This is a genomic window from Microvirga antarctica, assembly GCF_017921815.1.
GTDB classification, from domain to species: Bacteria; Pseudomonadota; Alphaproteobacteria; order Rhizobiales; family Beijerinckiaceae; genus Microvirga; species Microvirga antarctica.
Map to the genome: position 1 here is coordinate 209,976 of NZ_JAGEMM010000004.1, position 20,915 is coordinate 230,890.

Genomic DNA, 20,915 nt, shown 5'->3' on the forward strand with positions numbered 1-20,915 from the left:
TGGCTATGGAACGTTTTGAAGGGCGTCACGCGGTCGTGACAGGCGGTGGCCGAGGCATCGGCCGGGCAATTGCCAAGAGCCTCGTCGCGGCTGGCGCGACGGTCACGATCATGGGGCGTGATCGCGTCACTCTGGATGCAGCGGTATCAGCGGGTGACGCACATGCGGCGGCGGTTGCCGACGTCACAGACCTGGCCGCGGTGCAGGAGGGCGTTTCAAGCGCTGTTGCCCGGCATGGCCCAGTGGATCTGATGATCGCCAATGCGGGCAGCGCGGCCTCCATGCCGTTCCTGAAAACCACCCCGGCGGTCTTCCGGCAGATGCTGGACGTCAATCTCATCGGTGTCACGAACGCTGCGCATGCCGTCCTCGGCCCGATGATCAAGCGCGGTCACGGCCGCATCATTGCGGTGGGCTCGACAGCGGGTCTCAAGGGCTATCCGTATGTGACCGCCTATTGCGCGGCGAAGCACGCGGTCATCGGCCTCGTGCGCGCGCTTGCCCTCGAGACCGCTAAAACCGGCGTGACGGTCAATGCGGTCTGTCCGGGCTTTACCGATACCGATCTCGTCGCCGACAGCCTCGAGAACATCATGGCCAAGACCGCCCGGACGCGGGAACAGGCGCTGGAGGAACTCGTCCGGCACAATCCGCAGCAGCGGCTCATCGATCCATCGGAAGTTGCCGATGCTGTTCTTTTTCTGTGCGGCATGAATGCCCGCTCGGTCACTGGACAAGCCATTGTGGTTGCCGGGGGAGAAATCTGACATGACCATCAGCGCCATTCCCCTCGATGCCGAGACAAACGCCGTCGAGATGCCCGACGATCACCGCGACGAGTTGCGGCTGTGGCTGAGACTGCTCACCTGCTCGAACCTGATCGAAGGTGAAATCCGGCGCCGGCTGCGGGACCGCTTTAACGTCACGCTGCCGCGCTTCGACCTGATGGCCCAGCTCGACAAGGCGCCCGACGGAATGACGTTGTCGGATCTCTCCAAGCGCATGATGGTGTCGAACGGCAACCTGACCGGTCTCGTGGATCGCCTCGTCGCATCCGGCCACATTGACCGCCGGGTCTCCGAAACGGACCGTCGCGCGCAGATGATCAGCCTGACGCCGATGGGACAATCCGAGTTCCGGACCATCGCCGGGGAGCATGAGAACTGGATTGCCGAACTGTTCGGAGGCCTGAACAAGAAAGACCAGAAGGACCTGATGCGGCTTCTGGCAAAGACGAAATATTCGGCCCGACACGCGGTTCACGGAGACAACGAGTGAAAACCTACGCCAACGCCGTCACATTGCCGCTTCACACCTATACACCCGAGCACTTCCTCCTCGCGGTGGAGGGCCCTGTGGCGACCGTCACGCTCAACCGGCCCGAGAAGAAAAATCCGCTGACGTTCGAGAGCTATCGCGAGCTGACGGATTTCTTCCATGCCTGTGCGAAGGATGATCACGTCAAGGCGATCGTCATGACGGGAGCAGACGGCAACTTCTCGTCCGGCGGCGACGTGTTTGAGATCATCGGCCCGTTGGTGGCGATGAACACGAAAGACCTTACGGCCTTCACACGGATGACGGGCGAACTCGTCAAGGCCATGCGGGCCGCCCCGCAGCCGATCATCGCGGCGGTCGAGGGCATCTGCGCCGGCGCAGGCGCGATCGTTGCCATGGCGTCCGATCTGCGTTTGGCCGCCCCGAGCGCGAAGGTGGCCTTCCTGTTCAACAAGGTTGGTCTTGCGGGCTGCGACATGGGAGCCTGTGCCATGCTTCCGCGCATCCTTGGCCAGGGACGCGCGTCGGAATTGCTCTTCACAGGTCGTTTCATGAAGGCCGAGGAGGGGGAGCGCTGGGGATTCTTCAGCCGGGTTGTCGAGCAGGCAAGCTTGCTTGCCGAAGCCCACAAGCTGGCGCATCAGATTGGAACCGGTCCGACCTACGCCAACACCATGACCAAGCGTATGCTGGCGATGGAATGGGCGATGTCCGTCGAGGAGGCCATCGAGGCCGAGGCTGTGGCGCAGGCGCTCTGCATGACCACAGAGGATTTTGCGCGCGCCTTCCATGCCTTCGCGGCCAAAGAGACGCCGGTCTTTCAGGGAGATTGACGTGATCGATTCCAGCTTTCTCGCCTGGCCCTTTTTCGAGGACCGCCACCGCCATTTCGCCGCGTCCCTGAATGCGTGGGCCGGGGACGCGATTGGCGGCAAGGTCGATCACCACGACGTCGACGCGGCGTGCCGGAGTCTTGTGCGCAGCCTTGGCGAGGCGGGATGGCTGCGGGCAAGCGTTCCGGAGGCCTATGGCGGCCTGACGCCATCCTATGACGTGCGGACCCTCTGTCTTGCGCGTGAGACGCTCGCCTATCACGACGGGTTGGCCGATTTCGCCTTTGCGATGCAGGGACTGGGCACGGGCCCGATCACGCTGTTTGCCTCAGACGATATGAAGCAGCGCTACCTGCCGCCGGTGATGCGCGGCGAGGCGATTGCGGCCTTCGCCCTCTCCGAGCCGGAAGCAGGGTCGGACGTGGCGGCCATGAGCACCACGGCCACCCCCGACGGCCCCGGTCATGTGCGGCTCGACGGCGTCAAGACATGGATTTCGAATGGCGGAATCGCCGACCATTACGTGGTTTTTGCCCGCTCGGGGGAAGCCCCGGGTGCCCGTGGGTTGTCGGCTTATATCGTTGACGCCGATACGCCCGGGCTGACGATCGAGAGCCGGATTGAGGTCATCGCCCCGCATCCTCTTGCAACGCTGCGCTTTGAGGGGTGCCGCGTGCCGCTGACGAAGCGGGTCGGCGAGCCTGGCGGTGGTTTCAAGGTGGCCATGGCCACTCTCGATGTGTTTCGATCCACGGTCGGAGCGGCGGCGCTGGGCTTCGCCCGCCGCGCCCTCGACGACGCGATCACGCATGCTGCATCACGTCATCTGTTCGGGGCTCCTTTGTCCGATCTTCAAATGACGCAAGCGGCGCTTGCCGACATGGCGACGGCCGTCGACACGTCGGCTCTGCTCGTCTACCGCGCCGCTTGGACCAAGGATGGCGGCGCTGCGCGCGTGACTCGCGAGGCCGCCATGGCCAAGATGCACGCAACTGAATCGGCCCAGACGGTCATCGACAAGGCCATGCAAATCTTCGGCGGGCTCGGGGTCACGAAGGGCGTCAAGGTCGAAGAACTATACCGCGAGATTCGGGCGCTGCGGATTTACGAGGGCGCCACCGAGGTGCAGAAGATCGTCATCGCGCGCGAGTTGATCAAGATGGCGGAAGCCAAACACGCCCGCCTATCCTCTCACCCCGCGAAGGGATGAGTCATGCCAGGAGACATGCCCGTGACTGCCTCGACAACGCTCGCTCGCCAACTTACCGCAGGTGGCGCAGAAGTGCTGCAGCCGGAAGGCTGGCCTGTCCCGCGAGGCTATTCCAATGGCCTGATGGCAGAGGGGAGGCTCGTCGTGACCGGCGGCATCGTCGGATGGGATGTGAGCGGTGTCTTTCCAGACGGGTTCGTGGCGCAGGCACGGCAGACGTTTGAAAACATCCGCGCCATTCTGGCGGAAGCGGGCGCTGGACCGCAGCACATCGTGCGTCTGACCTGGTATGTGGTGGATATCGAGGACTACCTGTCGCAATTGCGCGAGCTGGGTCGTGCCTACCGCGATATTTTTGGTGCCAACTATCCCGCCATGGCGTTGGTTCAGGTCGTGCGGCTCGTGGAGAAAGAAGCTCTCCTCGAGATTGAAGCGACGGCCGTGCTGCCGCGCGAAAAATAGAGCGACTTGCGGTCTGTCACGACATCGATCGCCGGCCGTCACCGGGCGGTGGCGGCCTCTGCGATTTTGACGCTCGGCTGGCTCGACGCCATGTTGGTGATCATGTGCGGGTGCAGCGTCCCTGTCCCGTCGGTCACCATGGTCGGCAGAAAATGGTCACGATAGCGATCCGCGACCGGAAGGTTTGGCCGATAGAGTGGCCCTAACGGTTGGGTTGTGGTGACACGGGTCAGCGTTTCATCCCGGTAGGGCATCAGGCGGTGACGATCGTGGATGATCTGCGGCCAGCACAATCGGGCAGCATTTCCCAATGAGGCCGCCATCTGGCGGGTCGACAAGGCTCTTCTGTAGGTTTTGTAGAAGCCGAGACTGTGGCGGACGACTGACTGATTGCGGCCGCCGAGCCTCTCGAGGTTACGCACGAAGGGCATCACGTCACCGAGATCGTCGACGGTCTTCGTCATCAACGTGAACCCATCCATGTCGCGCAGCTTTGCATGCGGCAGGAAGCGCTGTTCCTCGACACATGTGCGAAAATGCGGCGTTCCCAGAAGCGGTATGGTCAAACTGAGGAATGCCGGAAGCGGGATGGCCGGACAGTTCAAAATCGCCGACAATTCGGCCTCCATGGCGTCGAGGGTCTGCGTCGCCGGATCGAAGATGAGTCCATACTGAAACACGATGCCGGCCTCCAGGCAGGCGCTGATCATCTCGACCTGTGGCTGAATGAGGTTCTGCTTCTTGTTATAGACCTTGATTTGATCCGCGTTCAGGCTCTCGATGCCGGAGAAGAGCCCAAGACAACCGGCGCGGCGAGCCCGATCCAGATTGGCCAAATCAGCAAAAAAGTCGCTGGTGACGAGGGCAATCCAGCCCGGAATGACGCCCTCGCGCTTTAGAGCGCTCAGAAGATCGAGCTTCTGATGAAAGAGCGAGCGATTGTTGCCGTAAAAATTGTTGTCCACAAAGAGCACGATCTTGCGCGAAGTCTGGGATCTGATCTGTCGCTCGATCGCGTCAAGGTCGTAAGCGCGATAGGAGCGACCCTCGCCTGTCAGCGCGCAGAAGGAGCAGCGGAAATTGCAGTAACGGCTCGATTCCACATAGTTGACCGGGCCACCCCAATTGAGCAGGTCGAAACGCGGCTCCAGGCTTTCCGCGCCAGCGTGCTCGCCAAAAACCTCTTTGGCGATGGCCACGAGTTCCTCCACATCGCCGTGGCATGGATAGTCAAAGCAGGCAGCACTGAAGGCGGGAAGATTGCGCACGGCTGGCCCGCCCGCCACCACCACGCAGCGCGGATTGAGCGTGCGCGTATAGGCTGTGAGCTGCTTCATGCGATCGAATGCCGAGGTCACTCCAGTGAGCACAAGCATGTCGGGCCAGCCCAGGATCGCCTCGTCCAGCAGTGGCCCGCTATGAAACTCGCTGTAGAGCCTGACATCGACCCGATCCCTGTCGAACGCGCCTGCCAGGAAGGCATGCCCGACGCCCTGCGGGATGAAATTCGGTCGTCCGCGTGGGTTGCGCGTCTCGTCGAAATGCGCGAGCACTACCAGGACCCGTGGGGTTCGCCGCTTGATCGCATGGCTCCGTCGCAACTCAGGTCCGTTCCACACCAGACGCCTCCAAAAGCTCGCGCCATTCGGTTCGGTGAGCAGGCAAGAGCGATCGCAGCCGTCGTGCCATGTCCCCATCTGCGCGTGATAGAGTGATGCCGGAGGTGCGAAGGCGGCGGAGCGCCTCGCAGCCATCGACCGGAAGGTCCAACTGCAACGCCTCAGCCAATGCGCGTCGCCACCACCGGACAGCGTTCGCTCGACGCCCCCGTGTCAGTGCCCGATCACCATGATGGAGACAGGACCGCGGGCGCCCGATTGGGTAAACCCTCGCGAAGCGCGCAAGCTTTGCCCCGCCCGTCGTCCCGAGCGTGCCACAGATCTCGCGGACTTCGCGATCGGGGAAACTCGTCTCGTGGCGCGACGCGACGGCGAGCAGAGCGCCGAGGGCCGGGAGCGTGCGCGACTTCATGGCCGGGTTGATGGCCAGGAGATAGGTGTGCGCCCGGGTGAGCCATTCTCGTCCCTCCGCAACAGCACCCTGCCGTAACGCCTCGTCGGCCAGATAGGCGGCCGCTTCAAGGCGATGGATCATCTCAAGGCCCGCAGAATGTTCGCGCAGAAGCAGGCGCAACTCGGACAGGCAACCGCTTGCAGCCTCCTCTCGCCCCAGGGCCGTGTAGCCGCGTAACCCGGCGACCAAGCCACATCCCAGCACCTGGAGATCGCTGCGGTGCTTCCCGGTGGAGCGGACCGATTCAACAAGCCCCGTCCACGCGGCCTCGCCCGCATAGATCGGCGTCAAGAACCAAGGACTGGTGATGGTTTCGAGGCTGACGGCGATCTCCGACCAACGCCGCCAATCGCCCAGATGGGCCGCTTGATCGAGCCCCTGTGTAAAATGGCTTTTCGCTTCCTGCCAATGGGCGATGCTCGTCTCGTAGAGGCCAGCCAGCAGGTGCACCTGCGCGTCTGTCACAGGACTATCGACCCGTGCGGCCACCCGGCTTGCGAGAGTGAGATAGGTTCGCGCCTGCCGTCGCAACGGAATGACGCCGCAGATCGCTCCGAGACTGGCATAGTTGACGGCAAGCACCGGCGTCAGTTTCGGGTAGCGCTCGGCAAGGTTTGTCGCCCGCAGGGTCGCGTGCAGCAGCCGCGCCTTCTCGCTCCGGAAATAGTAAATCCGCGTCAGATCCTCATGCGCCTTGGCGGCCTGGACGAAGATGTCGTCGCGGGGGATCGTGCGCAGCACGTCGGTCGTCTCGATCCATGGGGTGTTCGAGCGGCGCAGCCTGCGACATGCGAGGCTGATCACCTGCCGGGCGATGTTTGCACACAAAGCCATGGCGGTGCGGGGCAGCGGCAATCCGAGCAGCCGAAGGGCCGTTTGATATGCGTCGAGCGCGGGATCGACACGACCGAGATTGAGGTGAGCCTCTGCCATCAGCAGATAGGCGGAGGCACGGCGTTTCACGGCGATCGCAATGTGATCCTCGGCCGCGAACGTCAGGAAGTCCTCTATCAGATCAATCACGCTCGCATTGTCGTATTGGCGCAGGCGAAGCTCCGCGACCTGGTCCAGGTACTCGAGGATTTTGGGCCGGTTTCCTGCGCGCTGCCATTGGCCGAGGATGAACGGCAACGCGTCGATCTCGCGGGAACCGTCCGCTTCGCGCGCCCGAGCGATCGCCGCATGCAGCAGCTTTCGCTGTTCCAGCAGCATGCTTTGGTAGACCACGTCGCGAATGATGGCGTGGGCGAAGATCAAGCGACCCGGCGCCGTAGGGGCGGGCTTGAAAAGTTGGCGCTCACGCAGGTTCTCCAGCCCGGCGGAAACATCGATCCCGGCCGCGCGCACCACGTCGATGGCCACCAGGTCCTCAACGGAGAAGTCCGCTCCGGCGGCGCTGGCGATTTTCAGAAGAACCTGCTCGTCAGGAGGCAGAAGATCCGTTCGTCCAAGGATCGCCGCCCGCGCCGATCGCGGGAGCACAACCGGCGAGACATTGTCGGCGGCGCCGGCCGATATCGGGCGCTGGGCAATGACACGGCAGAGTTCGGCGGTGAAGAACGGATTGCCTGCCGTGCGCGACCAGATGAAATCCTGCACGGAGGCTGCGGCCTCGGGCGAGGGCAGCGAGCGCCTGACGAGTTCGATGGTCGCTTTCTCGTCGAGGGGGCCGAGCTTGAGGAGATTGAACGGCGCACCACCCATCATGTCCTGGCAAGGCGCGAGCTCTCGCGTCGTCAGGATCAGCGGCAGGCGCGCCGGATCGCGGATGAGATCTTCGATCAGCAACCGGGAGGCTGGATCCACCCAGTGCAGATCTTCGAGCACGATCACGGTCCGCGGGCCGACCTCCTTCGCGAGGATGAGGTCCCGCAGAAGCCGCCGCAGGCTGTCCGAGCGCGAATGCCCTGCAAGCTGATCGATGGGCGCGGTTCTCTCGGATCCGAGATCGAAGAGGTCGCGCAGCAGGGACAGCGACGATGGCGGCATATCGCGAGATTTCAGGGCTTGACCGATGGCGAGAAGCGCCTCTGGTCCCTTGCGGTCTGCGATGCCGAGAAGGTCGCGCAGGAGCGGCCGGAACACGAAGTAGGGCGTGCTGCGCTCCACATCGTCGCTCGCTCCATACAGGAGGCGGATACGGCGGTGCTGGCCCTTCGCCACGACGGCTTCGACAAGCGCCGATTTGCCGATGCCGGCCTCGCCGACGATTACAAGGGGCCGCGGTTCAGGTTCGCCGACACGGTCGAGAAACGTCTCGAGGAAGTCTAGCTCCGTCTCACGACCGACCAACTCGCTCGCCGCATGTCCAGGGCTGTCCGAAAGTGAGCGCAGGGCAATGAAGGATCGGATCGGTACCCGCAATCCGGGGACCTGCAGGGGCCAGGGGCCGTCGAATGTCACATAGGCTCGCGCGGCATTGGCGGTCGGCTCATCCGTCAGAATGCGCCCGGCGGACGTAGCGGAGAGCCGGGCACCACGGTTCACCGCCTCGCCAATCACCGTGTAATCAGCGCGATGGGGCGCCCCGATCGCGCCGCAGAAGGCCTCGCCGGTCGCTATCCCGACGGAAAATCGCGTATCGGCCCTACGCGCCATCGAGCCAAGTGCGAGCGCGGTCAGGACCGCCCGCCGGGGGTCGTCCCCGTGCGCTGCTCCGGGCAATCCGAAGACCACGAGGATTCTCAGGTCGCCGTCGCAGGCCTCGACCCTGAGAATTTCGCCATCGAAACGGGCGATTTCAGTCTGGAGGCCGGTCAGGCGCCCCTCAAGGCGTTCCAGATCGTCGAATAGTCCTTGCTCACCAATCCGCACGAATAGCACCGTGACCGTGCGCAACTCGCCCAGCCAGCGCGACAGTGACGAGGCCAATCGTGCTCTCAACGCGGGCAGTAGGTAAAGTTCCGGGTTAATCCCGCGGCCCGGCGGATGCGGCGCGGGCTCGATCCGCGCGGCCGGCGGTGGATCGATGCGCACCAGGTGAACGGCACCACTTTCTGGCGAGCGGCCTTCCGCGTGCTCGGCCAGATAAGGCCAGGTCTCCTCCGCCACCAGGACCTCGCCGCTTTCCGCCAGCGACGCGCAGCGCAGAACCTGGTCGGAGGCCGGACCCGTCAGGATGACACGTCGCGGGCGCGCCGCGGACAAGACGTGCAGCAGATACGTCGTGCCGGCGGCGACGCCGGAGCGAATGGTGAGCACTTCGCCGGCGACGTTGTGGCGGCCGGCACGTTGATGAAGCACCTGCGCGCAGTAGCTGGCGCGCCACGCCGCAAGCGTCAGATCCTGGTCGGATTGCGCCCGCCAGCCGGCGACGATGGAATCGCCCTCGAAGCTCAGCACGCGGCCGCCCTGCTGTTCGGTGAGGGTGACGAGGCGGGTCACGAAGGTATTCAGCACTTCGCTGATGTATTCCGCGCCGGCAGAACTGCCCGCCCGAGACAGCTTCGCCGTGAGCCGGGTGAAGCCGGAGATGTCCGTGATCATGAGCGCGCCGAGCCGAATCTCACGTAACGGAGCGTGCGATTTCGTATCGTATTCGTCAGACCAGTCGAGAAGTGTACCTGGAACAAACCGCGTGAGACTGTCTGGCGATGAGTCAACCTGCATCAAGTCATCCCCAAGTCTGGAGGATTATGATAGCATCTCTAGGGAGCATGGATAGACGGCTGTGGGGGGAAGGTTGATGGTCGGGAACGATGTCAGCCGGCGCGACGTGCTAGCCGCTCTGGGATCGGCCGGTCTTCTGGCGGGACTGTCATCCTGCGCTCACCTCCCGGCGACGGGAAATCTCTGCCGACCCGATCCACGCCGGGGCGATCCCCGCAAGCGCCTGACGATCGACACGCATGCGCACGTGTTCAACGCCTCGGACGTGCAGGTGAAGGGTCTGCTGACCCAGGTGATCGCGCGCGACGAGAAGTTCCAGGCGATCATCACCTGGCTGAGCCCTGCATTGCAGGACTTCTATTGGACTTCGGCTCCGAATCGAATGCGGGAATTGCAGGGCCTGGGGCGGATCAAGCAGGCCTTGGCGGCATGCGGCTCGTCCGATCCGCTCGATCAGGATGCCGTCGCGCGCGTCACCCGTGACCTTCGGCAGGAAGCCTACACCAACACCCTTTCTGAGCTGCGCGCCTCGAATGAGCGTACGACGCGCGCCTTCAGTCGCCGGCGATTCTCAGAGATCGATCTCCACCTCAGGCAGTTTCCGGACGATGCCGAGGCCTATTTCGAGAAGCCTCCGCGCAGCAGAGCCATGATCAGCCGGGGGCGAATCGACAACACGGACGGCGCCTTTGACTTCATCTTCCGCCAGGGACAGTACCGCTGCGTGAACTGGCTCGATTATGTGCGCACGATCGGGCTGGGACGGGAGCGCGAAGTGGATCTGGCCGTCGGGCATCTCCTCGATTTCGACTGGCCGCTCGGGGGAGGCCGTTCCACCGCCACGACAATCCCGGATCAGATCGACCTGATGTCGCGGCTCAGTATTCTCAGCCAGGGGCGCATCCACGGCTTTGCCCCCTTCGACCCCATGCGCGCGGTCATGCATCAGGCGGGGCCGACGCCCCTCGCGATCGTCAGCGACGCGGTTGAAAACCAGGGCTTCATCGGTGTGAAAATCTATCCGCCAATGGGGTTCGCCCCGTTTGGGAATGCCGAGATTGAGGCCCGCAACCCTGCCTTCTGGCAGCAGCCATGGCTTCCCGCAGTGCTGAAGGCGGTGCCGGATCTGGGCCAGAGGCTCGATGACAAGCTTGCGGAGCTCTACGTGTGGTGCCGGACGAACGACGTGCCGATCATGACCCACACCAACCAATCCATGGGACCTTCGCGCCCTTTCGAGACCCTCGCCACCGCGGCCTATTGGGAGAAGGCCGTCGCGCAGTTTCCCGGCCTTCGGGTCAATTTCGGGCATTTCGGAGAAACCGATCCGGTGGTCGACGGCACCGGCGAGACGCGGCGCTACATCCGCCTGATGCAGAAGGCAGGCTCCCCCGGCGAAAATCTCTTTGCGGATTCCGGCTATTTTTCAGAGGTGCTCAATGAGCGCGAGAAGCTGCGCACGGTCCTGCGGGATTTGCAGACCTACGCGGTCGGCGCAGGAGCAGCACCGCTTTACGATCGGCTGATGTTCGGCACCGACTGGGAGATGACATCCTTGATAGGCCGCAAGGTTGGCGCCTATCAGGCGGATTTCGAGTCTCTCTTCAGCGAGCTCGATCAAGCCCGCGGCGCTCCGAGCGCGAGTGACCGTTTCTTTGGTCTCAACGCCGCAACGTTCCTCGGCCTGAGGAAAGGCGACGCCAACCGCCGCCGGATCGAGCGCTTTTACGGTCGCAACGCAGTCCCCACTCCGCTCTGGATGGAAAAGGTCGACGGCCGGGTCCCCGTCTCGTAGGAGGGGCTTCACCCGAGGGAGCGTCACAAAACCCCTGACGTCATCGCAATCCGGCGTTATAGGGACACGAACTGCACCGTGAACAGGATTCTCGTGGACCAGACACCATCTCAAGGCCTCTACGGCGCGCCATCGGCGGATCTCGTCGATCTGCCGGAAGGCGCGATCCAGTTTTCCCCTCTCATCCCGGGCTCCGACAGCCTTGAGGCCCGGGACGATGAATCCCTTCAGGGTCTGGTCATGCTGGCGCCGCCTGGGACCATCGAGCGCCGATCAGCCATGGCCCACGCCCTGCGCGCCCTGGCGGTTGGCGCTCCCTTCACGGTGCTCGCTCCCAAGGCCAAGGGCGGGTCTCGTCTCAGCAAGGAGCTTTCAGCTTTTGGCTGCGTGGTGGCCGAGACGGCCCGTCGCCACCACCGCATCTGCGTGGTCAGCCGGCCTGTTGCGCCGATCGGCCTCGCGGAGGCGATAGCCGAAGGCGCGCCTCGGCGTCTCGACGATCTCGGCCTGTGGTCCCAGCCCGGGATTTTCAGCTGGAACCGGATCGATCCCGGCAGCGCGCTGCTCGAACAGCACCTATCCGGTCTCTCCGGCCGAGGGGCGGATTTCGGTAGCGGGATCGGCTTTCTATCGATCGCCGCACTGCGCTCGCCCGACGTTCAGCATCTCACGCTGGTGGATATCGACCGTCGCGCCGTCGAAGCGGCGAGGCGTAACGTCACCGATCCGCGCGCTGCGATCGTCTGGCGCGACGTCCGCGACCCAGCCGCCGACCTCGCAGCGCTGAACTTCGTGGTTATGAATCCTCCCTTCCACGATGGCGGAACCGAGGATCGTGCCCTCGGCGTGGCGTTCATTCGCAAGGCGGCTGAAGTGCTGCGCACGGGCGGCTCGTGCTGGCTCGTCGCCAATCGCCATCTGCCCTATGAGGCCGACCTGAAACTGCTGTTCAAGCGCGTCGTCGTGATTCTGGAATCGGGAGGTTACAAGATTTTCGAGGCGCGCAAATGAGCAAGCTTCCGACCACGCTGCGGCTGGATCGGCTCCTGGCCAATCTCGGATACGGTTCGCGGCGCGAGGTTCAGGGATTGGTGAAGGCAGGCCGCGTTACGCTTGACGGAACCGCCCTGTCAGATCCCGACCAGCGCCTTTCGTTAGCGCCTGATCTGGCCGATCGCATGCGGGTTGCTGGCAAACCGCTCGATCCGCCTCCAGGCGTGGCCCTCATGCTGCATAAGCCACTCGGCGTCACCTGCTCGCACAAGGAGACGGGTCCGCTCGTCTATGACCTGCTGCCAGAGCGCTGGCGTCGTCGCGATCCCGCCCTGTCGACGGTCGGGCGTCTCGACAAGGAAACCTCGGGCTTGCTCCTGATGACCGATGACGGCGGCCTTCTCCACCGCATCATCTCGCCGCGAAGCCATGTGTCCAAACGCTACCACGTGACACTCGACCGGCCATTGAAAGGTGACGAGGCGACGATTTTCGCATCCGGAGCGCTGATGCTGGATGGCGAAGAAAAACCCCTTCTCCCGGTCGCCATGGAGACGGTGTCCGAAACATCGGCGGCCGTGACCCTGATGGAAGGACGCTACCATCAGGTCCGCCGGATGTTCGCGGCCGTCGGCAATCATGTGCTGCTCTTGCACCGCGACCGGGTCGGCGACCTCGATCTCCCGGTCGATCTGGCGCCGGGACAGTACCGGATACTGAGCGAGGCCGACCTCGCACTCGTGCTGCCGCCCGCGAAACCCGTCGGCGCGGCCTGAGGTTCAGCCCTGAAGGAAGGGATTGGTTTCGCGTTCGTGCCCAATCGTGCTCGCCGGTCCATGACCACAGATGAAAGCCACATCGTCGCCGAGCGGCAGCACCTTGTCTTTGATCGAGCGGATCAGCAGGGCGCCGTCGCCGCCCGGCAGGTCGCTGCGGCCGACGGAGCCGTTGAACAAGACATCGCCCATAAGGGCAAACCACTGGTCCTTGGCCACGAACACCACGCTTCCCGGCGAGTGGCCCGGGCAATGCAAAACATCCAGCACGATGTCGCCGACGCTGACCTGATCGCCCTCCTTCAGCCAGCGATCGGGCGTCACCGGAAGCGCATCGGCGAGCCCATAGCCGCGAGCTGTCTCGGCAAGGTGGTCGAGAAGGAAACGATCGGCCTCGTGCGGGCCTTCGATGGGGACCAGCAGTTCATTCTTGAGCGCGGTGGCTGCTCCCGCATGGTCGATATGGCCATGCGTCAGGAGGATTTTCTCCACCGTCACACCGTTCTGCGCGATGGCCGCGCGGATCCGGTCCAGATCGCCACCCGGATCGACGACGGCGCCGCGCTTGGTGCTCTCGGACCAGACGAGGGTGCAGTTCTGCTGAAACGGCGTGACGGGGATAATGGCGGCGCGGATATCTGACACGATCGGGTCCTCGGACAAGCTGCTGTTTCCTACGACATACGCCAACCGGCTCAATTGTGAAGCGCCATGCGAGGTCGCCTCGCCTTGACGCGGCTTGCGGCTGGTTCCCATAGTCGCCCTGAGAATCACGAGAGATCGATCATCATGGACACGAGAGCAGCCGTCGCCTGGGAGGCGGGAAAACCCCTCACTATCGAGACCGTCCGACTGGAAGGACCGCGCCAGGGCGAGGTCCTCGTCGAAGTCATGGCCACTGGGGTCTGTCACACCGACGCCTACACCTTGTCGGGTCTCGACTCGGAAGGGCGTTTCCCGGCTATCCTCGGTCATGAGGGCGCGGGCATCGTGCGCGAGGTTGGGGCCGGGGTCACGACCCTGAAGCCGGGCGACCATGTCATCCCGCTCTACACGCCGGAATGCCGCCAGTGCAAAACCTGCCTGTCGCAGCGCTCGAACCTCTGCACCTCGATCCGCGCCACGCAGGGGCAGGGCGTCATGCCGGACGGGACCAGTCGCTTCCGCTGCGATGACGCGCAGGTGTTCCACTATATGGGCTGTTCGACATTCGCCAACTTCACGGTGCTACCCGAGATCGCGCTCGCGAAGGTGCGGGAAGACGCGCCCTTCGACAAGATCTGCTATATCGGCTGCGGCGTGACGACCGGCATTGGCGCGGTCATCTACACCGCAAAAGTCTGGCCTGGCGCCAACGTGGTTGTGTTCGGCCTTGGGGGGATCGGCCTCAACGTGATCCAGGGCGCCCGCATGGTCGGCGCGGACAAGATCATCGGCGTCGACATCAACCCTGCCAAGCAAGACATTGCCCGCAAGTTCGGCATGACCGATTTCGTCAATCCCCGCGAGATCGGCAACGACAAGGTGGTCCAGGCAATCCTCGATCTTACCGGTGGCGGGGCTGATTTCTCGTTCGACGCTACCGGCAATACCGATGTGATGCGTCAGGCGCTGGAATGCTGTCATCGCGGCTGGGGTGAAAGCATCATCATCGGGGTCGCCGAATCCGGCAAGGAGATCTCGACCCGGCCGTTCCAGCTCGTCACCGGCCGCGTCTGGAAGGGCACCGCGTTCGGCGGCGCGCGCGGGCGCACCGATGTCCCGAAGATCGTCGACTGGTACATGGAGGGCAAGATCAACATCGATGACCTCATCACCCACACGATGCCGCTCGATGAGATCAACACGGCGTTCGACCTCATGCACGAGGGCAAGTCGATCCGCTCCGTGATCCTGTACTGATCGGAAAAAGCGTGGCTCTGGATATCGTCTCGAAGGCGCGCAGCTTCGGCGGCACGCAACTCACCTACCGCCATGCCTCGCACCGGACCGGCACGCCGATGCGGTTCTCGGTGTTCGTTCCGCCGCAGGCCGATCACGGGACGGTCCCGGTTCTCTGGTTCCTGTCGGGGCTGACCTGCACGGAGGAGAATTTTACCGCGAAGGCCGGAGCGCAAAGGGTGGCGGCCGAGCTCGGCCTGATGGTGATTGCGCCCGATACCAGCCCTCGCGGCGACGGGGTCCCGGACGACCCGGAGGGGGCCTATGATTTCGGGCTCGGTGCCGGCTTCTATCTCGACGCGACCCGTGCGCCGTGGGCGCGCAACTACGCCATGCGGTCCTACATCGAACAGGAATTGCCGGCTTTGGTGGCGGACAACCTCCCGGCCGACATGGCCCGCCAGGGCATCACCGGTCATTCCATGGGAGGGCATGGCGCGTTGACCATCGCCTTGCGCAACCCCGGGCGCTTTGCGTCCGTGTCTGCCTTCGCGCCGATCGTATCGCCCATGCATTGTCCGTGGGGCGAAAAGGCCCTGTCGCATTATCTCGGGCCGGACAAGGCCCAGTGGCGGGCCTACGATGCCTGTGCGCTCATCGAGGACGGCGCGCGCCTCGACGCGATCCTCGTGGACCAAGGCACCGCTGACGGATTTCTGGAGGAGCAGCTCAAACCCGGCCTGCTCGAAACCGCCTGCCGCAAAGCGGGAATCGACCTCTCGCTTCGCCTGCAGCCAGGTTACGACCATTCCTATTTCTTCATCGCCACTTTCATGGAAGATCACCTGCGGTGGCATGGGAAAAGGCTCGGGATCGGGGATTGCTGAGTCACCTTGTGTTGCGCCGCACATCGCGCCAACCGCCTTAAGGGCACAGGGGGTAGACGAGAGCGGATGGCTTTGCCTGCGGACAATCGCTAAAAGGCCCTCGATCGGAGCGACATAGTTCGAGGCAATACAATGGACCCTTCGCGCGAGCCCGTTTTCACCCCGGATGCCGGCAAACTTGTCGGCAAGGCGGTTGGCCTGACGCAGGCGGCCCTCGCGTCAGACGCGGGAAAGGCCGTCCAGAGTGTGATCGCGCAAGGGCCGCAAGGCCTCATGCAGCACCTCTCCCAGGCCGCGAAGACACCCGCGCACGATCCAGTCACGCAGGCCCGCGTTCTTATGGCCGAGCAGAGCCAGCATTTCGACGTCATGCGCAGCGCCATTGGAAAGATCGGGGCGTCCCTCGCCCACATCAATGAGATGGAGCCTGAGGGGCAGCATCCACAGACGACAGCTCTCTTTAACGCGCAGGCCGAGGCCATTCAGGGCCTGACGCTGCTGATCCTCAAGGGCCAACAGGTCCAGACCGAGTTGATCACCGCGATCGACGGACAGGCAGCGCGGACCGGCGCGCAGAGCATGCCAAAATGGATCTACTACATGATGGGCGCCATGATGGTCTGGAGCATGCTCGGCATGATCTTCTGACCGGCAAGGCCGGTCCCATGGGCCGGGTAGTGGCGGTGAAGATCCTTGCCCACCGGGCATTTTTCACTATCGTCTGCCCAGAACTCATGGGCGCCGGGAGGTTCCATGTTCGACGCGAAGAAACTTCTCGACGCCCTCGGGACTCCGCCTGCGGCGGCATCCGCCGCGCCTGCACCGGCATCTGAGCCGGCCAAGCCACAGGCTGCCCCCGTCCTCGGGCCGGGGACGCTTCTGAGCGATCTGATCGGCCTCGCGAACCGGCCCAGCACCCCGCCAGCTTCTCCTGAGACCGGTCCGTCGGAAGAAACGGCGGCGCGTCCGGTCAAGGCCGCGTCCCCCCGCAGCCCGCAGACCTCACCGAACTGCTGCTCGGAAAGGCGCAGGAATATCTGAAAAGTCCGCAGGGCAATGCCGTTGTGACGGCCGCGATGGTGGGCCTGACGAAGTTCGTGGTGAATTCGGAGGCGGGGCGCAAGCTCGGGGCAACGGCCATGACCAAAGGCTCGGCCCTGCTGAACCGCTGGACGAGGAAAAGCGATCGAGGGCCCCTGCTGATCGCCGCCCAACGTGAGGAGTCGAGCGCTGCTGTCCCGGCAGCTGCTACCGGGGACCCGTCGGCGACTGCGTTGCTCGTCCTGCGGGCCATGATCGCCGCTGCGGCGTCGGATGGCCGGATCGACGACGCAGAACGGGAGCGCATCCTCGGCGCCCTGAAAGGCGCTGGAATTGACGGCGAGGGTGCACGCCTCATCGCCGTGGAGCTGGATCATCCGGCGCGACCCGAGGATCTGGCCGCTGCGGCCAAGACCCCGGAGATGGCGGTGCAGGCCTATACGGCGGCAAGGCGTATCATCACGCCCCATCACGTCGCTGAGCGGGTTTTTCTCGCTCACCTGTCCGCCGCCCTCGGGCTGGACCCGGATGTGGTCGCCGGCATTGATTCGGCGGCCTCCGGTCCAAGGGCTACCTGATCGCGGATTTGTTAGGCTCGCCGTCGGCGCGCTTGCTTGCGACTCAGTGGTTTTTCCGGTCAATCACGCAACTGTGGGCGATCGCGCTGAACCTAACGTGCGTCGGGAACGTTTCCCTATGTCCGCTGGAACGGGAACGGTCGATGACATCCTCAGAACGCAATACCACGATCGATTTCTGGCGCGGCTTTGTACTCGTGGTGATTTTCGTCAATCATATCCCGGGCAATCTTGTCGAGCATATCACGCCGCGCAATTTCGGTTTCTCCGACGCCGCCGAAGCGTTCATTTTCATCTCCGGATTGTCGGTCGCGCTCGTCTATTATCCCCGAATTCCGCAAGGCGATGCGTGGGTGGTGGTAAGGCGTTGCTTTCGGCGCGCGTTCGACTTGTACCGCATGCACCTCATTCTGACGGCCGCCGCCATCGCCCTGTTCTCGATCGGCTATGAGCTGAGTGACGACCTCGGTCTCATCGAGGCCGATGGCCGCGACGCCGTGTTTGGGAACACCGCCAGGGGGGTCACCGGGATTCTGACTCTCGGCCACCAACTGGGTTACTTCAATATTCTGCCACTGTATATCATGCTGATGTTGTGGGCCCCCGTAGCGCTGCTTCTCGCCCGCGTCCATGTGGGGCTGGTACTGACGATTTCCACCGCACTCTACGCGTTGGCCCGCCTCGGCGCGTTGGCGCTTCCAAGTTGGCCCCAGCCCGGTACGTGGTTTTTCAATCCCTTCGCGTGGCAGTTGCTCTTCACCATCGGCGTGGTGTGCGGCGTCATGTTCGCGTCTCGCAAGCTGTCCTACAATCGCGCGATAATGCTGGGCGCCGCTCTCGTCCTTGGCGTTGGATTGGTCGTCGGGACTGACCTGTTCGGCACCTCGCCCGGCCTTCTAGACGCGGCGTTCTATCCTTTCGATCTCCAGAAGAACGATCTCGGGTTTGGCCGCATGGTCCATTTTCTGGCCTTGGCCTATGTGCTGGTCCACCTGCGCATCGGGAACCTGCTGAAGGGCACGCTATTGGGCGCCGAGATGATGCGGCTCGGGCGAAACGGCCTCATGATCTTTGCCGCGGGTTCGTTGCTGAGCGCGATGGGGCAGGTCACAATGACGCTCACCGCGGTCAAATCATCGGCTAGTCCGCACATCATCGGCATGGTATTTACGATGGCTGGTGTAGCGGTCCTCCTAGCACTGGCGCGATATCTCGAATGGAACAAGTCAAACTCGGTCGGCCCTCGCACGGGTCGGGCAGAAAATCTTACGCTGTCCTCGGCCGGTACTGGGCGCTCGTTGCGCTAAGCTTGGCAATTGTGTCCGGCGGCGGCGTGGCGCACTCCGCCGTCACTGGTTGCGGCAAGACACCGACGGTCTTCAAATCACGCGGGGTATTTGCGCGCATCAGTGCCAAGCTTCTGGGCGATGAGACAATCCGAATCCTGGCGATAGGATCTTCTTCCACGCAGGGCGTTGGCGCATCTGACGCAGCTCATTCCTATCCGGCCCTGCTTGAAACCGACCTCGAGTCGGCCTGGAAGGAAAATGTCACGGTCATCAATGCGGGAATCGGCGGCGAGACCGCGATCCAGACCATCGAGCGGCTTGAGGGAGCCCTGAAGACCGAGCGATTCGATCTTGTGATCTGGCAGGTTGGCACCAATGATGCGGTGAACGGCGTGGCCGAGGAGCAGTTTCGTTTGATGCTTGACCGCGGGATCAGAGCGGCCAAATCCGCCTCGACCGATTTGGTGCTCCTCGATCAGCAATATTATCCGACGATCAAAGACCCGGCGCGCTATGAGCGTTTTGTCCGCGCGGTCGACGCCCTCGGTGAAGAACGCAGCATTTCGGTATTTTCCCGCTATGCGATGATGAAGGACTGGGCGAGCGAGTCTGTGGAAGGTTTACGCGAGATGCTCTCAGGCGACGGTTTCCATATGGGCGACAAAGGCTATGATTGCCTGGCCGCGCAGGTGGCGCGGGAACTTGAATCGGCGGTGGCCAACAGCAAAGCGGCGCCGCAAGTCGCGGTCGCCACGGGGCAGTGAAGCTCTCTTAACACGCCGACAAGGGTTGGCTGCCACACTGTCGGGGCGGATGCGCCGGGCCGTTTGGGTCTGGACACGGACGAGCCCAGCAGGCCTCAAGGTGGTTGATGACTGAAACCCGACGCCGTCTTCGCCTTCGGGATGTCCTGACCGATGGCCGCATTGCGCTGATGCTGCCCCTTGGCTTTTCCTCCGGGTTGCCCTTTCTCCTGGTGTTCAGCACTCTTTCGGCGTGGCTGAGGGAGGCCGGGATCTCGCGCACCGAGATCGGTATGCTGAGCTGGGTGGCCTTGGCTTACTCGCTGAAGTTCCTGTGGGCTCCCATCGTCGACCGCTACGATGTGCCGGGGCTTGCGCAACTCTTCGGCCGCCGGCGCGGGTGGATGATCCTGGCGCAACTGGCGACGGCTCTGGGCCTTGTCGGCATCGCCTTGAGCGATCCCGCAACCCGCCTTGGTCTCACCATCGCGTCAGCCCTGCTTGTCGCCTTCGCATCGGCCACGCAGGACGTCGTGATTGACGGCTGGCGCATCGATGCTGCGCCCACCGACCGCCAGGGGATGATGGCCGCGAGTTTGCAGCTGGGATACCGGCTGTCGCTGATCTGCGCCGGAGCCGGCGCGCTCTACATGGCCGAGTTCGTCAACTGGCGCAGCGCCTATCTGGCCATGGCTGGCCTCATGGGCGTCGGTCTGATGGGCGCGCTCATCGCCCCCCGGGTCGACCAGGTGGCGTCAGGAAAACAGCCTTCTTTCGGGGCCGCCATCGTCGAGCCGCTCAGCGAGTTGTTTCGGCGGAAGGGCTTGGTGCTCGTGCCGATCCTGCTTCTCATCTCCTGCTTCCGTCTGCCGGATTTCGTCGCGGGCGTGATGGCCAATCCCCTCTATATCGATCTCGGGTTCTCCAAGGCCGACATCGCCAATGTGTCGAAGATCTATGGTGTGTGGATCGGCATCGCCGGTGCATTTGCGGGCGGGCTGGCGCTCACCCGCATCGGATTATGGTGGACACTGCTGATCGGGGCTTTCATCGCCGCCTCGTCGAACCTGATGTTCGCGTGGCTGGCCATGGAGGGAGCGCGGCTCGATCTTCTGATACTCTCCATCAGCGTCGATAATTTCGCTTCGGGCTTTGCCGGCTCGGCGCTGATCGCCTACATGTCGGGACTGACGGCCCCAGGCTTGGCAGCCGCCCAGTACGCCCTGCTGAGCTCGCTCTATGCCCTGCCCGGGAAGGTGATCGGCGGAACATCGGGGGCGGTGGTCGATGCCTATGGGTATCCAGCCCTGTTCACGGCGACGGCGGCGATCGGGATTCCCCTCGTGATCCTGTGCTTCGTGGTGCGACGCGACACAAATCGGACCGAGGAGGCCCGTGAGGCCGCGGATCGGGCCATGGCAGAAGCGGAACCCTCCCGCGCCTGATTTTGGCCCGCTTGCGCCACGG

18 protein-coding genes are annotated in these 20,915 nt (G+C 63.6%); 15 read left to right on the forward strand and 3 right to left on the reverse strand.

Features of this window, described 5'->3' with window-relative positions:
- The first annotated feature begins 5 nt into the window (after positions 1-5).
- Genes J4G32_RS14235 through J4G32_RS14255 form a run of 5 tightly spaced genes read left to right on the forward strand, consistent with a single transcriptional unit; the run spans position 6 to position 3,783 of the window.
- Positions 6-767 (forward strand): SDR family NAD(P)-dependent oxidoreductase, encoded by a 762-nt coding sequence (locus J4G32_RS14235; protein ID WP_246505070.1) that lies wholly within the window; start codon positions 6-8, stop codon positions 765-767.
- Between the two features lies 1 nt (position 768).
- The gene (locus tag J4G32_RS14240) at positions 769-1,278 is read left to right on the forward strand and encodes a MarR family winged helix-turn-helix transcriptional regulator (protein WP_210495723.1); all 510 of its coding nucleotides are present in this window, start codon (positions 769-771) and stop codon (positions 1,276-1,278) included.
- Positions 1,275-2,111: an enoyl-CoA hydratase family protein gene (locus J4G32_RS14245; RefSeq protein ID WP_210495726.1), complete on the forward strand. Its 837-nt coding sequence runs from the start codon at positions 1,275-1,277 to the stop codon at positions 2,109-2,111. The genes J4G32_RS14240 and J4G32_RS14245 overlap by 4 nt, the downstream gene beginning before the upstream one ends.
- A 1-nt stretch (position 2,112) precedes the next feature.
- On the forward strand, positions 2,113-3,321 hold the full coding sequence (locus J4G32_RS14250) for an acyl-CoA dehydrogenase family protein (protein ID WP_210495731.1): 1,209 nt from the start codon (positions 2,113-2,115) through the stop codon (positions 3,319-3,321).
- A 21-nt stretch (positions 3,322-3,342) separates the two neighbouring features.
- Entirely contained in the window at positions 3,343-3,783 is a 441-nt protein-coding gene (locus J4G32_RS14255) for a RidA family protein (protein ID WP_343232654.1), read from the forward strand.
- Positions 3,784-3,821: 38 nt separating this feature from the next.
- Here J4G32_RS14255 and J4G32_RS14260 read toward each other — a convergent pair whose 3' ends face one another.
- Positions 3,822-5,402 carry a B12-binding domain-containing radical SAM protein gene (locus J4G32_RS14260; protein ID WP_210495740.1) on the reverse strand — a complete coding sequence of 527 codons (1,581 nt, stop codon included), beginning with the start codon at positions 5,400-5,402 and terminating at the stop codon, positions 3,822-3,824.
- On the reverse strand, positions 5,386-9,465 hold the full coding sequence (locus tag J4G32_RS14265; RefSeq protein ID WP_210495743.1) for an AAA family ATPase: 4,080 nt from the start codon (positions 9,463-9,465) through the stop codon (positions 5,386-5,388). The genes J4G32_RS14260 and J4G32_RS14265 overlap by 17 nt, the downstream gene beginning before the upstream one ends.
- 76 nt (positions 9,466-9,541) lie before the next feature.
- Here J4G32_RS14265 and J4G32_RS14270 point away from each other — a divergent pair, with 76 nt between their 5' ends.
- From J4G32_RS14270 to J4G32_RS14280, 3 genes are all read left to right on the forward strand, one after another.
- Complete coding sequence (locus J4G32_RS14270; RefSeq protein ID WP_210495747.1) at positions 9,542-11,260, forward strand: amidohydrolase family protein; 1,719 nt, start codon at positions 9,542-9,544, stop codon at positions 11,258-11,260.
- An 87-nt stretch (positions 11,261-11,347) separates the two neighbouring features.
- Positions 11,348-12,271 (forward strand): class I SAM-dependent methyltransferase, encoded by a 924-nt coding sequence (locus J4G32_RS14275; protein ID WP_343232659.1) that lies wholly within the window; start codon positions 11,348-11,350, stop codon positions 12,269-12,271.
- Complete coding sequence (locus J4G32_RS14280; RefSeq protein ID WP_210495749.1) at positions 12,268-13,029, forward strand: pseudouridine synthase; 762 nt, start codon at positions 12,268-12,270, stop codon at positions 13,027-13,029. The genes J4G32_RS14275 and J4G32_RS14280 overlap by 4 nt, the downstream gene beginning before the upstream one ends.
- A 3-nt stretch (positions 13,030-13,032) precedes the next feature.
- On the opposite strand, the gene J4G32_RS14285 is transcribed toward J4G32_RS14280, so the two are convergent.
- Entirely contained in the window at positions 13,033-13,677 is a 645-nt protein-coding gene (locus J4G32_RS14285; protein ID WP_343232660.1) for an MBL fold metallo-hydrolase, read from the reverse strand.
- 141 nt (positions 13,678-13,818) lie between these two features.
- Between J4G32_RS14285 and J4G32_RS14290 the strand changes: the two genes are divergently transcribed.
- From J4G32_RS14290 to J4G32_RS14320, 7 genes are all read left to right on the forward strand, one after another.
- Positions 13,819-14,931, forward strand: a complete 1,113-nt coding sequence (locus tag J4G32_RS14290; RefSeq protein ID WP_210495753.1) for an S-(hydroxymethyl)glutathione dehydrogenase/class III alcohol dehydrogenase — start codon at positions 13,819-13,821, stop codon at positions 14,929-14,931.
- 11 nt (positions 14,932-14,942) lie between these two features.
- Complete coding sequence (gene fghA, locus J4G32_RS14295) at positions 14,943-15,797, forward strand: S-formylglutathione hydrolase (protein ID WP_343232655.1); 855 nt, start codon at positions 14,943-14,945, stop codon at positions 15,795-15,797.
- A 132-nt stretch (positions 15,798-15,929) separates the two neighbouring features.
- Complete coding sequence (locus tag J4G32_RS14300; RefSeq protein WP_210495756.1) at positions 15,930-16,445, forward strand: hypothetical protein; 516 nt, start codon at positions 15,930-15,932, stop codon at positions 16,443-16,445.
- Between the two features lie 416 nt (positions 16,446-16,861).
- Positions 16,862-17,416 (forward strand): tellurite resistance TerB family protein, encoded by a 555-nt coding sequence (locus tag J4G32_RS14305; protein ID WP_210495759.1) that lies wholly within the window; start codon positions 16,862-16,864, stop codon positions 17,414-17,416.
- Positions 17,417-17,559: 143 nt separating this feature from the next.
- Positions 17,560-18,723 carry an OpgC family protein gene (locus J4G32_RS14310; protein ID WP_210495761.1) on the forward strand — a complete coding sequence of 388 codons (1,164 nt, stop codon included), beginning with the start codon at positions 17,560-17,562 and terminating at the stop codon, positions 18,721-18,723.
- An 11-nt stretch (positions 18,724-18,734) separates the two neighbouring features.
- The gene (locus J4G32_RS14315) at positions 18,735-19,469 is read left to right on the forward strand and encodes an SGNH/GDSL hydrolase family protein (RefSeq protein ID WP_343232661.1); all 735 of its coding nucleotides are present in this window, start codon (positions 18,735-18,737) and stop codon (positions 19,467-19,469) included.
- Between the two features lie 107 nt (positions 19,470-19,576).
- Positions 19,577-20,893: an AmpG family muropeptide MFS transporter gene (locus J4G32_RS14320; protein WP_246505072.1), complete on the forward strand. Its 1,317-nt coding sequence runs from the start codon at positions 19,577-19,579 to the stop codon at positions 20,891-20,893.
- Positions 20,894-20,915: the final 22 nt, after the last annotated feature.